Below are 13,578 nucleotides of genomic sequence, written 5' to 3'. Positions count from 1 at the left end.
GTCACGGGCGTCCTTGAGTTTCGTTGGCGAGCAACGGGTTCCACAGGTTTCGGGCCAGCTCGCCGAAGCGGGACTGTTCCTCGCCGCTCTGCGCGGGCGGGTCGGTGAGGTCGGCGAAGCGCAGGTTCGCACCCCAGACCTGGCGCAGGTAGCGGTCGTTGTGTTCACCGTACGCGCCGCTGAATTCCTGTTCCGCCGAGAGGGTGGCGTCCTCCACGGACGCACCCTTGCAGCGGCGGTCGGCGTAGACGGCCGAGGCGGCGGGGGCTATCGGCAACGCCTCGCTGAGTCCGGCGTCGCGCAGGTGCGCGAGTTGACGCAGGATGGCGCGGCAGGTGGCGGCGTCGGGGGCGGTGAGCGTGGACTGCCAGACCGGGTTGCGGAACTGACCGCGACCGAGGGTGATGGCGCGCCAGCTCTGATGCGAGCCGGTGGCCGCCAGGGCCAGCAGGCGCACCCAGGCGGCGATGCGGTGTTTGGCCGCCAGGCGCGAGTAGGTGGCGCGCAGCAGCGCGTCGTCGTGGACGTCGGAGACGGTGCCGGTGAGGCGGCGGCCGTCGCCGAGGTCCACCGCGATATCGATGGTGCGACCGGGTATCTCGTGCATCGGCCGGGCGACGCGCACCAACTGGTCGACGGTGCTCTCGATATCGTCGAGGACCGCCGCGCCCATGCGCGCGGGCGGCAGTGTGCCGCGCCGCCATTCGGCCGCGCGCAGTACATCGGCCTCCACGCCATTGAGCCGTGCGGCGAGCATGCGCTCGCCCATCCCCCATTTGGTGAGCCCGTCGAGCGCGATCGGCAGCCGGTCGTCGATCTCCTCCTCTTCCTCGGGAACACGAATTCCCAAGCGCTGCCACAGAAATGCCCGCACCGGATGTTCCACGAACGCGACGAGATCGGTGAGCTCCACATCGCCGGGCGTGGCCGGTTCCAAGGGCGCGGCGAGGAAGACCGGGCGCGGCCGCTGCGGCTGCCGCGCCGCCACCGCACCCGCCAACGCCACCGGATCGAAGCTGAACGGCCGTGCCGCATCGAAGTTCGCGGCATCGAAGGGCTGCAAGGGATGTCGGGTGACGATCGCGTCCATGGCGTCGCGGCCCACATGCCCGCGCACCGTGTCGAGGAGTTCGGCGAGTGGGATCGCGGGCGGGCGATGCGCACCGCTCACCGGGTCGGATCCGGTGTGCAGCAGGATGATTCGCTCCCCCGCCGCCATGATCGCGTCCAAGAGCAGCTGGCGGTCCTCGCTGCGCGGATCGCGGTCGCCGGGACAGCGGTGTCGCGCCAGCACATCGTCGCCGTCGATACCGCCCGAGCGCGGGAACACTTCGTCGTCGAGACCGAGCAGCACCACCACCCGATGCGGCACCGAACGCATGGGCACCATGGTGCACACGGTCAGCTCGCCGGTGCGGAAGTTGGCGCGCGAGGCCCGCCCGGCCAGCCGCGCCGAGAGCAGCGCCGCGATATCGGGCAACCGCAGCGGCACCGTTCCGGCGTACTCCAGCGCGGCCGCGATCTCACGCCGCGCCTGCACGCCCATCCACCCCTGGCTCATGGGCAGATCGGTGAGCAGGTCCAGGGCCCGCCCGAGCACGCCCGCCCATTCGTTCGCGGGCCGCTCGGCTCCCGCCGGTTCGGTCAGCGTCGGCCCGCGCAGGTCCCGCAGGCAGACCGCGAGCCGGTCCACGAACTCCGCGAACCGCCCCGCGAGATCGATGTCATTGCTGTCCACATCGTCGAGGGGCAGCGCCAAATCCAGCCAGTCCTCACTGGATTCACCCGCCGCCACCCCGAGCAGAATGCGATCCACCGCCGCGTTCACGGTGTTCTGCGCGAAATCCCCCAGCCCGAACGCCTGCCGCTGCCGCTGCCCGATCCCCCATCGCGCGCCGGTCTCGGCGGCCCATTCGCGCAGCCGCTCGATATCGTCGTCGTCGAATCCGCACCGGTAGCGCACCGGTTCGGCCGCGGCGAGATCCAGGACCTCGGTGACGGTGACGCGCGCATCGGCCAAGTCGAGCAGTGTGGCGATCACTCCGAGCATGGGGTTCACCGACCGCTGTGCGCGATCGGCCAGCCGCACCCGCAGCGCGTGCGCCGGATGCCCCGGTTCGGAGCTGTCCAGGGACCACTGCCCGAACGCGGCCCGCACCAAGGGCGCGTAGCTCTCCACATCCGGGCACATGACGATCACATCGCGCGGTTGCAGCGTCGGATCGTCGGCGAAGACCCGCAGCAGCGCATCGCGCATGACCTCGACCTGCCGCGCGGGCCCGTGACAGGAGTGCACGGTCACCGTGCCGTCGGCCGCGAGCGCCGCATCCGGCTCGGGCGGCCACCGGTCCTCCTTGATGGCGCACTGCAATTCGGACAACAGGGTGCGGCGCACCGCGCGCCCGTCGTCCACCGCGCCCCCGACGCTCGCGCAGCTCACCGCGCCCGCGTCCCGAACCGGCGATTCGTGATACGTCTCGCGCAGCTCGTACTCCCACAGCCGCTGCTGCAATTCCCGCACATCGCGACTCAGCGCCGAGAGCAGCGGATGCCGCACCCGCACAACGGAATCCGACGTTTCGCCTATCTCGGACATCGAGAATGATTCCGGCGCAGCAGAATCCGACCGGTCGGCCGAATTGCCCTGGCTGCCACGACCGGTCGGCGACCCCAGCCGTTCCCACAGCACCGGACTGGGGTGCACCAACCACAAATGCACCTCCCGCCCCACCGACAACGCGGACAACACTTCCAACTGATCGGTCGTCAAACGCGTCACGCCGAACAGCGAAATCCGTTCGGACAGCGATACACAACCCGGCTCCGCGCGCAACCGCGCACACGCCGCGTGCAGCCGCTCCGCCGGACTCGGCACCCCCACCTCGGCCCGCAACTTGCGCCACAACTGCGGCTGCCACCGCAAATCCTCCGGAAGATCCCGACCGGTTCCGTCGGTATCAGCCCCACTCGCCCACGCCGTCACCATGCCCGGCCGCTGCGTCCCATAGCTGTCGAACAGGTCCGCGATCCGCGATGCCGTGGCATAACGCCGCCCCACCCGATGCCCGCTCGGGTCACCCTGTCCGAGATGTCGCGACAGCACCGAACACCACGACTCGCCCAAGACGGCGTCCAGCACCGGCAGCAGCGTCCACACCAAACGCTCTGGAGCCCAAGGATCCTCGTCCGGCGTCAACCCGGTGGCCTCGGCCAACACCGCACCCACCAGGCTCGCCGGATCCGGGAACGCGATATTCGCCGCGATGCCATCGCCGCTGGTCACCGCCTCGCCCGCACCCCCGCGGCCGAGCACCGTCGCCAACCGCTGGTTCAGCCAGCGCTCGATCCCCTTGGCCGGAACCGCCACCACTTCGGCGGTGAACGGGTCGTCAAGAGGGGTGGCGAGCAGCTGGGCCAGCGCGTCGGCGAGCGCGTCCGCTCGTTCCGCCCGGTGAATGTGCACGACCTGTGTCTATACAGTCGGCGAACCACATGCAAACACCGAGTGCCGCGCGTTGCTCGGTGACACGCGCCACATGCCGCCGATTTGCTCGGGCGCGTCACACGGGATTTCTACTGTGGTATGCGACAGTGCTTTTCGGGGAGGTTGGGAGTAGGTACGGAAAGGCTGGTTCGCGACGATGTCCGCCATGGTGATTCCCCTGGTGCCCCCGTCCGGGTTCACGGTCCGCCGCGTCGGAGACCGCTGGGAGTTGATCAACTCGCGCCACTACGGCCGCGGCATCGTCCTACAGAGCTGGCCGCGCGATCGCCACACCGAAGCCTTCGAACACTGCTACCGACTCAACGGCCGCAGCGTCGAGGAATTGACCGCCGCTTTCCGCTGAACAGCGCCGACGAACGAAAGCCGCTGCGGCGAACGGTGATTCGATAGCATATGTAACGGTTCAGCTCAAGACGTGCATAGCGGACACCACAGTGTCTATTGTGATCCACCGTGCGTTCTCCGAAGGCCCGACGCTCCCGCGTGGCCGCATCCGCCTGCGTCCTGACGGCCGCCGCCCTGATCCCCACCGCGCCCGCGTTCGCCCCGGGCTCCGGTCTGTCCGCGCCGACCGCCTCCGCGTTACCGCTGCGCACCGAGATATCGGGTTTCGACTCCGATATGAGCAGCCGCATCAGCGCGGTCGACAACTATCTGCGTTCGCGCCCCGGAGTCGTGGGATACGTGGTGCGCGACCGGGTTACCGGCGGCATCTACCGAAATGACAATGCGGGCACCATGTTCTGGACCGCCTCCACCATCAAGCTGGCGATCGCCGAGGATCTGCTGAATCGTGCCCGGGTGGGCGCCATCACCCTCGACCCGGGCGACCGTGGCCTGCTGGAATCCATGCTGGCAACCTCCAACGACACCGCCGCCGACATCCTCTGGAACAAGTACGCGGGCCTGGATCGCATGGCTTTCCAGAACGCCTTCCGCGCCAATGGCATGGGCAGCCTGCTCCCGCTGCCGCCCACCAGCTCCATGGCCCAGACCAAGCTGTTCCCCGACTGGGGCTTCCAGCAGTGCACCCCCGACGACCTCGACCGCCTCATGGACAGCGTGCTCACCAGCATGCACCCCGACGACCGCGACTACCTCGTGGACCGCATGCGCCAGGTCGACACCAACCAGCACTGGGGCGTGTGGGGCGCGGGCTCGGCCATGCGCCCGGGCCTCAAGAACGGCTGGTCCGACGAACAGGGCGGCTGGGTGGTCAACTCGGTCGGCTTCGCCGGACCCGGCGAGCGCTACACCCTCGCCATCATGAACTCCCTGGGCGGCGACGGCGGCTACGCCGACGGCGCGCAGACCACCACCCGGGTAGCGGAAATCCTGTTCAAGGGCCGCTGATCGACGACCGCGCCGCCGCGCTCAGCGGCGGCGCAGGGTGACCGGTGCGCCGTCGCGAGGGAACGGGATGGTGGAGAAGCCCCAGGGCATGAGGTAGTCGCCCGGATAGTGCCATTCGTAGTCGCGGAGCAGGGCCGCGAGGATGGTTTTCACCTCGAAGACGCCGAAGTGCATGCCGATGCACTTGTGCGCGCCCGCCCCGAAGGGCAGCCAGGCCAGGCGGTGCGCGCGGTCCTCGCGGCGGTGCTCGGCGAAGCGTTCCGGGTCGAAAAGTTCGGGGCGCGTCCAGAATTCGGGCAGCATGTGGTTGACGCCGTGGGCGATGTCGACCTGGGTGCCCTCGGGGACGAAGTGTCCGGCGATCTCGGTGTCGCGGACGGCACGGCGGACCAGGCCGGGCACCGGCGGCATGAGGCGCAGGCTTTCGCGAATGACGAGGTCGAGATCGTGCAGGCGGTCGAGATCGGCGATGGTGGGCGACGCGCCGTCCAGGTCGGCGTGGAGGGCGAGGGCTTCGGCGCGTACTCGCTCCTGCCATTGCGGATGCCGACCCAGGTAGTAGGCGGTGGTGGTGACCGTGGTCGTGGTGGTGTCGTGGGCGGCCATGATCAGAAAGATCATGTGGTTGACCACATCCGCGTCGCTGAAGACCTCGCCGTCCTCGGTGCGCGCGTGGCACAGCGCGGAGAAGAAATCCGGTCCGGGGTTGCGGCGCTTCTCCGGAATCATGCGAGTGAAGTACTGCTCCAGGACTTTTCGGCCCTGAAGTCCAGCGCGCCAGTTGCCGAAGGGCACGGAGAACCGCAGCAGGGCCAGCGCTGCATGCGTGCATTGCAGGAACGCTTTGCCCAGGCGCTCACGCTCGGCACCCGAATCGACCGCCATGAAGACATCGGTGGCGATGCGCAGCGTCAACTCCTTGAAGGCCGGATACAGCGGCAACCGCCGCTCCCCCTCCGGCACCCACCGGTCCACCGCACTGCCCACCACGGTGTTCAGCTCGAACAGGTGCTCCTGCAAGCGGTCTCGAGTGAATGCCTGCTGCATGATCCGGCGGTGGAACATGTGCTCGTCGAAGGAGAGCAGCAGCAATCCGCGGTGGAAGAAGGGGCCGATGAACCAATCCCACCCCGAGCCGAAATCCTGGCGGCGCTTGCCGAGCACCTCGTCGATGGCCTCCGGCCCGGCGACCAGCACCCGCCGCGCGCCCAGCGCACAGTTGAACGAGACCGGTCCGTATTTCCGATAGCGGTCCATCATCTCGGCCGGACCCCAGCGCAGATATTGCAGACTCCGCCCCAGATACGGCAGCCCGGCATCACCGCGCACCGGCAGCAGACCGCTGCCCTCGGGCGGTTCGGCGAGCACCCGCTCGCGCACCGGCAGCCGCGACAACGCCCGGTCGACCGGTCCTTCGCGCGGAATCTCCATCAGCGACAGGTTCTCCGCCTCGGCGGGGACCCGACCGGCCACGGCGACCATGGCAATCCTCCCTGAACGACTGCCCATATTGTATTTTCGAGCGAGCAGTGGTGTCCGAGGCTTTTCCCGATGTGTCCTGATTGGTCGACCACCCTCACGCCGTACTACCGTTGGGCGTGAAGTGTCGTAGCAATACCGTCTGCCTAGGGAGCAGGACTAGATGAGCACCGATTCTGTCGTTACGCAACGCCATCGCGTGGTGGTGATCGGGTCCGGGTTCGGTGGCTTGTTCGCCTGCAAGCACCTGAAGAAGGCCGATGTCGACATCACCCTGATCTCCAAGACCTCGACGCACCTGTTCCAGCCGCTGCTGTACCAGGTCGCCACCGGCATCCTCTCCGTCGGCGAAATCGCGCCCGCCACCCGCATCGTGCTGCGCAAGCAGAAGAACGTGCAGGTCATCATGGGCGATGTGCACGATGTCGATCTGGAGAACAAGATCGTCACCTCCCGGCTGCTGAACCAGGACCACCAGACCAGGTTCGATTCCCTCATCGTCGCCACCGGCGCGCAGCAGTCGTACTTCGGCAACGACCACTTCGCCACCTACGCCCCCGGCATGAAGACCATCGACGACGCGCTCGAACTACGCGCGCGCATCCTCGGCAGCTTCGAGGAGGCCGAATTGGCCTCCAGCCAGGAGATGCGCGACCGCTTCATGACCTTCGTGGTGGTCGGCGCGGGCCCCACCGGCGTCGAATTGGCCGGGCAGATCGCCGAACTCTCCGACCGCACCCTCATGGGCACCTTCCGCAATATCGACCCGCGCGATGCGCGCGTCATCCTGGTCGAGGGCGCGGACGCCGTGCTCAAGCCGATGGGCCCCAAGCTCGGCGGCAAGGCGCACAAGCGCCTCGAGAAGATGGGCGTGGAGATTCAGCTCAACGCCATGGTCACCAATGTCGACGCGGGCGGGGTGACCATCAAGGACAAGGACGGCAGCGAACGCCGCATCGAATCCGCCTGCAAGGTCTGGTCCGCCGGTGTGCAGGCCAGCGAACTGGGCAAGCAGCTCGCCGAACGCTCCGACGGCACCGAGGTGGACCGGGCCGGGCGCGTGATCGTGGAACCGGATCTCACCATCAAGGGCCACCCGAACGTCTTCGTGGTCGGCGACCTCATGGCCGTGCCGGGCGTGCCGGGGCAGGCGCAGGGCGCGATCCAGGGCGGCACCTACGCGGCCAAGGCCATCAAGGCGGGGTTGGCGGGCCATCAGCCCTCGGAGCGAAAGCCGTTCAAGTACTTCGACAAGGGCTCCATGGCCACCATCTCGCGCTTCAGCGCGGTGTGTCAGGTGGGCAAGCTGGAGTTCGGCGGGTTCATCGCCTGGCTGGCGTGGCTGGCGCTGCACCTGTGGTACCTGGTCGGCTTCCGCAGCCGGTTCGTCACCGTCTTCGAATGGTTCGTCTCCTTCCTCGGACGCCATCGCGGACAGATGGCCGCCACCGAGCAGTGGGTGTTCGCGCGCCTGGCCCTGGAGGCCGTGAACGCCGCCGACGAAGAGGCGCGCGAGGCCGTGCGACCCTTCGACGGTGAATCCGCAACGGGTAACGGCAAATCCGTGGCGAACGAAAAGGCCGAGCCGTCGGGCGACCGCCGGGTGGGCTGATCCCCTAACGCCGAGCGGGGGGACTTTCCGACCAATCCGCCCTAATGACCGGATCCGAATGTTCGACAGCCATGAACATTCACGAGAAAGGTCATTCGTGGGCAAACGCCAACAGGTAGATCGTCTTTCGCCTCGACGACGGTGGGGTTCGCTCGCCGTCGTCGGGGCGCTGCCCTTCACCCTCGCGCTCGCCGGAACGGCCGCGGCCGACCCGGCGGCCCCGCAGGACGCGCCCGCCGCGCAGGCGCAGGAGGCCCCGCAGCCGCTCCTGGTCGAGTCACCGTTCGGTGAGTTGGCCGTGCCCGTGCCGGAGGGGCTCGACGAGGGCGTGCGGGAATTCCTGGACACCTCGCCGACCGCCGGGTCGGAAGAGACGGCGGCACTGGACAATTCGGTCGAACCGGCCGCGGCCGCCGATGCTCCGGGGGTGCGGGTGAGCCGCAACTCCCCCGTGGGCGTGCGCGATATTCCGGGCGGATCCCTCGCGGCGGTGAATCCGCACGAGCTGCGGATGCCGAATCCGGCCGCGGCGCCCGAGGTCGCGGTGATCGCCGCGCCCGAGGGCAAGTTGCGCTTCGGCGACACCCAGGTCGACATTCCGACCTGGCTGACGCCCGAGCAGGCCGATCAGGTCAACGAGATCGTCGGCACCGCCGAGGCGGAGTTGGCGCGCACCCTCGATTCGGCCGGGTTCGAGCCAAGCCGCTCCGACCGCATCGCGGCGCAGACCGTCGGCACCGCCGCGGTCGGCGCGGCCGTGGGTGTCGGCGTGGCCGCGCCGGTCGAGGTCGCGGCCGGGGCCATGGGCGGTTTCGTCGGCGCCATGGCGGGGACGCCGTTCGCACCGGCCGGGTGGGTCTTCGGCCCGGCCGTGGGCGCGACCGCCGGGGTCGCCCTCGTCGCGGTTCCGGCGGCCACCGTCGGCGCGACCATCGGTGCCGCGGTGGGCGCGGTGAACGGGTACCTGGCTCCCGCCACGGAGGCCGCCCCGATGGACGAGGGCACCGCTCCGATCGATGCGGCAACGGCCGAGTAACAGCCGATTTGCCCGAAGGCCGGAATCCTGAACAAGGTTCCGGCCTTCTTGCCGTGTGCTCGATTCACATTCAGCTAACACATGGCAACACAAAGGATTTCGACACGTCCGATTCCGCCACCCATCCACACGACCGATGGGTCCGAATGTCGGGCGTCGATGTTCACCTGGAAGAAAGGTCGTGTATGGCCGCAGGCAAGCACAGAGCCCTCAACCCGCATCGCAATCGAGTCGGCAATGTGGTGGCGGCAGGCGCGGTACCGCTAGTCTTGGCGATCGTCGGTTCCGGTCAGGCCAATGCCACACCGGCAGAGCCGAATCCGGTAACGCATCATGACGAGGCCCCCACGTGGCCCGCCGCCGACGCGCCGAATGTCATGCCGTACGAGGGCCTGCAGATCCCGGATGAGACCCGCAGCTCGATCCAGTGGTCGCGTCCGGCTCCGGACAAGAGCTACCTCGCCCCCGTGGGCGTGCTGCACCCGCCCGTCCCCGTGGCGCCGGTGCCGCCGATCGCCCCGCCGCCGGGCAAGTTCCGGTTCGGGGATGTGCAGGTGGACGCGCCGAACTGGATCGACAAGGAACAAGCGATCCAGATCAATGACAATGCCGCGCAGATCGAGGCGAATCTCGCCACCTTCCTCGATTCCATCGGCATGGAGCGCAGCCGCTCCGACCGCATCGCCGGACAGACCGTCGGCACCGCGGCCATGGGTGCGGTGGCCGGAGCCGCGACAGCGGCGCCGTTCGCGCTCACCTCGGCCACGGTCGGCGGCGCGCTCGGGCTGGTGGCCGGTCTGGCCTTCGTGCCGGTCGGAATCGTCGCCGGACCGGTCCTCGGTGCGGCGGCCGGTGCGGCCGTCATCACCGTTCCCGCGGCGGCGCTCGGCGCGGCGGCGGGTGCGGCGGTCGGTGCGGTGAACTCGTTCAACGCCCCACCGCGCGTCATGGGCGACTAGTCGCCGAGACGGTTGACCGAGGGCAGTACCCGCGTCACGGCTTTACCGGATGCGGCGGGAACCGAGGGTGAGGTTCGGTTCCCGTCGCACCCGGCATTTTTTCGCGTTCCGCCCAGAGTGGGCGATTCACTGCGCGGCTGGCCCGCGCAGCAGCCGGATCGCCAACGCCACCACCCACAGCCCTCCGGCGAAGATCCCGATTCGCTCGATGAGCCCCGCCGGTCCCCCGTCCCACAGCTTCGCGATGAGAGCGAAGGCGACGTACGAGATGGCGACCACCAGCGCGGTGGTGACCGAATACCATCTCCAGCCACGCTTTTCGAGCGCCCCGTCGTACCGCGCCAGGACGAAACACGCCACCGTCAGCGATGTGAACTGCACCAGACCCAAGAGACTGTGCACCGCACCGTGAACGGTCAGCTCGGTCGGTTCTCCGGGCGGGTACCCCAGCGATGGGTCGGGCAGGATGGGTCCGATGGCGACGAAGGTGAGCCCATAGATGCCGAGAAGGATTGGCCCCCAGGTGGATCCGCGTCCGGTACGCAGACGCTGCCGCACCCCGAGCGCGAAGGCGAGCAGCAGCACGCCGGTCACGATGTAGTTGGTGATCTGCATCCACCCGCCCGGCCCCAGCTCGAGATTGCTGTCGGGGACCACCCACGGGTTGTAGTCGGGGCGTATGGCCCCAAGGGTGAGAACCACAACGATATTGAGCAGCGGCGCGATGACACCGCCAGCCAGCAACAGTCTCGATACCGCCGACCGCTCGCCGGTACTTCGAGATGGTCGGGCGGGCCGTTCGCGCTGTCGCCGCGCGGGGTCGAGGGTATCGGTCACGACAGGTGTCCTCTCGTCGATCGGGTGCGGACTCGAGTGGATTCGACTCAGCGATCACACTCGAGGTGGCACCACTATCGACCGATCGGACACCGCGAAGATTGGAAAAATGTTCCCCAGGCCCGGTGCCGGTTCAGGGCGAGTGCGGGCAGCTTGTCCGCGCGCAGGGCATCAGGCTACGTAAACGCGAATCCGAGTGTCCGCGTGCCGGTCAGCTGCGCGGCACCCGGATGGTGCGCCCGACACCCTCGGGGTAACCGGCCTTGCTCTGTTCGGCGGCGAACTGCGAGAGCCGCGTCAGGACATCGACTTTGCCGAACTTCGTACTTCGGACGTAGTCGTCGCCCAGCCCCAGGAGGTCGGTGAACGTGGCGTGCGCGCGATAGACCACGATCCCGTAATACTGGGCATTCATGTGATCGTTGATATCGATCCAGGTGGGGTCGACATCGCATTCGAATGTTCGTACACCGCCAGCTTCTACGTTCATGACCGTTCCTCTCGAAACAGGTGGGTCGTCGTCGCTTACGCCCGGACAACCGGTGCGTTCGCGGATCGCCTTGGCAACAAACAAGATCGAGCTTGTGCTCGACGTTACATAACCCAGCTATGCGTCGGGCCGTCGAGCGGGTGAGATGATCGCCTCACCGAGATAGTCACCGGCACAGTTTGTTTCCCGAGGGGGGCCGTTCACGCGCCGATCCTGTACCTTCCGATCCGTGAGTGGGGAGGACGAGATGGCGACGATCTATCGTCAGAACAGACCGGTAGCGCTGGCGGAGACCGCGATATGCGGTGTGGGGTTCACACTGAGTGTGCTGTCGTTTCAACTCGGGATCATCGATTTGAAGTGGCAGATCGGCGGGATCGCGATCTGCGGACTGTTGACCATTGTCTTTGCTGTGCAATTGATCCGGCGACAACCCGAACTCGTCCTCACCGACGACGGGATTCAGGTAGTGCGATACGGCCACATCGCGTGGACGGAAATTCACTCCGCCCAGCTGCTGAGCCGATCCGGCGAGGAGAATCTCTATCGCGCGGAGTTCGTGCTCCGCGATGTCGACGCGACCCTGGCGCACGTACCGCGATTCGTCCGATGGTGCATGCACCCAGCCCGCGACAGTCCGAAGCATCACATCATCGACGCCGAGTTCTCCGGTATTCCGGTCACAGCTCAGGCGCTTACCCAGGCCCTGCTCCAGCGGCGACCAACCCTGTCGGTGACTCAGGTGGCCGGATGACTAACCGACCACGGCCGGTCGGGCGCTCCACATCGGGTTGGTGCTCGGTGTCGAGACCAGTTCGGAACCTGTTCGTGTGAACAAGGTTCCGCCCGCGGCGAGAGGGAGCAGCGCGGCATCCATGCCGTGTGTTTCGGCGGGGCGGTCGTCTGGGTAGCGCAGCACGCTCTCCAGTGCGCGCGGGGCCGACAGCGCGTCATCGGTGAGCGCGTCGGTGCCCAGATCGAGGCGGTGGCGCAGCAGCGGCAGGTCGCCGAGGTCGGCATGCAGCTCGCCGCTCCACCAGCCGTGGTCCTCGCCGGTGCGGCCGATCTGAACCCGTTCGCGCAGAGTCAGTTTCGCGCCCTCCGCCAGGCGGACCGTGGTGATCGTGTCGTGCTCCGCGCCACCGGCGACCACCGTGGGTTCGGGGTCGAAATCCAGTTCGCCGCCCGGCTCGACCTCGATATGCCAGCGCGCCACCGACTTTCGGGTCGCGCGGCCCGGCAGGGCGATGGTGGCGGCGACCGAACGCACGGCCAGCCGCGCGCCCGGCCCGACCAGGATGGTGATGTCGAGTTCGTCGCCGCCCAGCGGGGTGGCGGCGGTGCCGATGAGGTGGACGACGTCGGGCGCGGTGCGCCGCCCGGCCAACCCGCCTACCGCGTGAATGCGCGGCAACGCGTCGGCCGAGGCGACGATTCGCAGCTCAGTGCGCACGGCACACCGACCCGGTACATGTCGGTGCCGACTCACGCCGCGTCACCGCACGACGCCTGGACAGCGCCGCGCGACCCGTCGTTCCCATCTCGATGAGCACCGGTTCGGCTCAGTGCTGATGCGCGGGCGAAACACCCGCCGCCGCATCGTGTTCCGCGGCAATGCGCAGCTGCTCCCGCACCCAGTTCAGTACCGGAGTCGCCGCCGGGTCCTCGGTGAGCGAGGTGAACACGAAGGGGCGGCCCTCGCGCACCTTGGACGAATCACGATCCATTACCGCGAGATCCGCGCCCACCATCGGCGCGAGATCGGTCTTGTTGATCACCAGCAGATCCGAGAAGGTCACGCCCGGGCCGCCCTTGCGCGGCACCTTGTCGCCACCGGCGACGTCGACCACGAAGATCTGCGCGTCGATCAGACCGGACGAGAACGTCGCGGTGAGATTGTCGCCGCCGGATTCCACCAGGATCAGATCCAGCGGCGGATTGGCCTCGATCAGATCGTCGATGGCATCCAGGTTCGCGGTGATGTCGTCGCGGATCGCGGTGTGCGGGCAGCCGCCGGTCTGCACGGCGGTGATCCGCTCATCGGGCAGGACCGCGTGGCGGCGCAGGAAGTCCGCGTCCTCGGTGGTGTAGATGTCATTGGTCAGGACCGCGAGCGAGAGCTCCTCGCGCAGCTGCCGACACAGTGCCGCCACGAGCGCCGTCTTACCCGATCCGACCGGCCCGCCGATGCCGATCCGTACCGGCTCCCCCGCCGTCCGCTCCCGCTTCGGGCGGTCGTGGTGGTCGTGCGGTTCTCCGTCGATGAAATGAGGTGGCATGAACCCCATCCTTACCGACGCGTGTAAA

12 protein-coding genes are annotated in these 13,578 nt (G+C 68.0%); 6 read left to right on the top strand and 6 right to left on the bottom strand.

Translation table 11 applies throughout. The features are described 5' to 3' along the window. Position 1: 1 nt before the first annotated feature. Positions 2-3,463, bottom strand: coding sequence for an exodeoxyribonuclease V subunit gamma (recC, locus tag ACIBH2_RS00640; protein ID WP_397111911.1), 3,462 nt, complete (start codon positions 3,461-3,463; stop codon positions 2-4). Between the two features lie 187 nt (positions 3,464-3,650). On the opposite strand from recC, the gene ACIBH2_RS00635 reads away from it, so the two are divergent. Together ACIBH2_RS00635 and ACIBH2_RS00630 are read left to right on the top strand one after the other, a co-directional pair. Continuing rightward, positions 3,651-3,848: a hypothetical protein gene (locus tag ACIBH2_RS00635; RefSeq protein ID WP_397111909.1), complete on the top strand. Its 198-nt coding sequence runs from the start codon at positions 3,651-3,653 to the stop codon at positions 3,846-3,848. A gap of 110 nt (positions 3,849-3,958) precedes the next feature. Next, entirely contained in the window at positions 3,959-4,858 is a 900-nt protein-coding gene (locus ACIBH2_RS00630; protein ID WP_397111907.1) for a tat pathway signal sequence, read from the top strand. A gap of 21 nt (positions 4,859-4,879) precedes the next feature. Here ACIBH2_RS00630 and ACIBH2_RS00625 read toward each other — a convergent pair whose 3' ends face one another. Further along, a complete protein-coding gene (locus ACIBH2_RS00625; protein WP_397111905.1) occupies positions 4,880-6,340 on the bottom strand; it encodes a cytochrome P450 in 1,461 nt (486 codons plus the stop codon). A gap of 160 nt (positions 6,341-6,500) precedes the next feature. Here ACIBH2_RS00625 and ACIBH2_RS00620 point away from each other — a divergent pair, with 160 nt between their 5' ends. The 3 genes from ACIBH2_RS00620 to ACIBH2_RS00610 all read left to right on the top strand — a co-directional run bounded on the left by ACIBH2_RS00620 (position 6,501) and on the right by ACIBH2_RS00610 (position 9,944). Beyond that, positions 6,501-7,949 (top strand): NAD(P)/FAD-dependent oxidoreductase, encoded by a 1,449-nt coding sequence (locus tag ACIBH2_RS00620; RefSeq protein WP_397111903.1) that lies wholly within the window; start codon positions 6,501-6,503, stop codon positions 7,947-7,949. A 97-nt stretch (positions 7,950-8,046) separates the two neighbouring features. Continuing rightward, complete coding sequence (locus ACIBH2_RS00615) at positions 8,047-8,985, top strand: hypothetical protein (protein WP_397111901.1); 939 nt, start codon at positions 8,047-8,049, stop codon at positions 8,983-8,985. A gap of 185 nt (positions 8,986-9,170) precedes the next feature. After that, complete coding sequence (locus ACIBH2_RS00610; RefSeq protein WP_397111899.1) at positions 9,171-9,944, top strand: hypothetical protein; 774 nt, start codon at positions 9,171-9,173, stop codon at positions 9,942-9,944. A 126-nt stretch (positions 9,945-10,070) separates the two neighbouring features. Here ACIBH2_RS00610 and ACIBH2_RS00605 read toward each other — a convergent pair whose 3' ends face one another. Beyond that, on the bottom strand, positions 10,071-10,781 hold the full coding sequence (locus ACIBH2_RS00605; RefSeq protein ID WP_397111897.1) for a DUF998 domain-containing protein: 711 nt from the start codon (positions 10,779-10,781) through the stop codon (positions 10,071-10,073). A gap of 211 nt (positions 10,782-10,992) precedes the next feature. Next, a complete protein-coding gene (locus ACIBH2_RS00600; protein ID WP_397111894.1) occupies positions 10,993-11,271 on the bottom strand; it encodes a hypothetical protein in 279 nt (92 codons plus the stop codon). A 229-nt stretch (positions 11,272-11,500) separates the two neighbouring features. On the opposite strand from ACIBH2_RS00600, the gene ACIBH2_RS00595 reads away from it, so the two are divergent. Then, positions 11,501-12,025 (top strand): hypothetical protein, encoded by a 525-nt coding sequence (locus ACIBH2_RS00595; protein ID WP_397111891.1) that lies wholly within the window; start codon positions 11,501-11,503, stop codon positions 12,023-12,025. On the opposite strand, the gene ACIBH2_RS00590 is transcribed toward ACIBH2_RS00595, so the two are convergent. Both ACIBH2_RS00590 and ureG read right to left on the bottom strand, forming a co-directional pair. Next, positions 12,026-12,724: an urease accessory protein UreD gene (locus ACIBH2_RS00590; protein WP_397111889.1), complete on the bottom strand. Its 699-nt coding sequence runs from the start codon at positions 12,722-12,724 to the stop codon at positions 12,026-12,028. It lies immediately after the preceding gene. A gap of 109 nt (positions 12,725-12,833) precedes the next feature. Next, a complete protein-coding gene (gene ureG / locus ACIBH2_RS00585) occupies positions 12,834-13,550 on the bottom strand; it encodes an urease accessory protein UreG (protein ID WP_397111886.1) in 717 nt (238 codons plus the stop codon). Between the last annotated feature and the right edge of the window lie 28 nt (positions 13,551-13,578).

It is taken from the genome of Nocardia sp. NPDC050406, assembly GCF_044459025.1.
Taxonomy (GTDB): Bacteria; Actinomycetota; Actinomycetes; order Mycobacteriales; family Mycobacteriaceae; genus Nocardia.
The sequence above is the reverse complement of the archived record's forward strand: the minus strand, read 5'-3'. Positions and strand labels throughout refer to the sequence as shown.

Coding starts and splice junctions, on each gene's coding strand:
- ACIBH2_RS00635 (WP_397111909.1), top strand. CDS start 3,651: ATGGTGATTCCCCTGGTGCCCCCGTCCGGGTTCACGGTCCGCCGCGTC.
- ACIBH2_RS00625 (WP_397111905.1), bottom strand. CDS start 6,340: ATGGTCGCCGTGGCCGGTCGGGTCCCCGCCGAGGCGGAGAACCTGTCG.
- ACIBH2_RS00620 (WP_397111903.1), top strand. CDS start 6,501: ATGAGCACCGATTCTGTCGTTACGCAACGCCATCGCGTGGTGGTGATC.
- ACIBH2_RS00610 (WP_397111899.1), top strand. CDS start 9,171: ATGGCCGCAGGCAAGCACAGAGCCCTCAACCCGCATCGCAATCGAGTC.
- ACIBH2_RS00600 (WP_397111894.1), bottom strand. CDS start 11,271: ATGAACGTAGAAGCTGGCGGTGTACGAACATTCGAATGCGATGTCGAC.
- ureG (WP_397111886.1), bottom strand. CDS start 13,550: ATGCCACCTCATTTCATCGACGGAGAACCGCACGACCACCACGACCGC.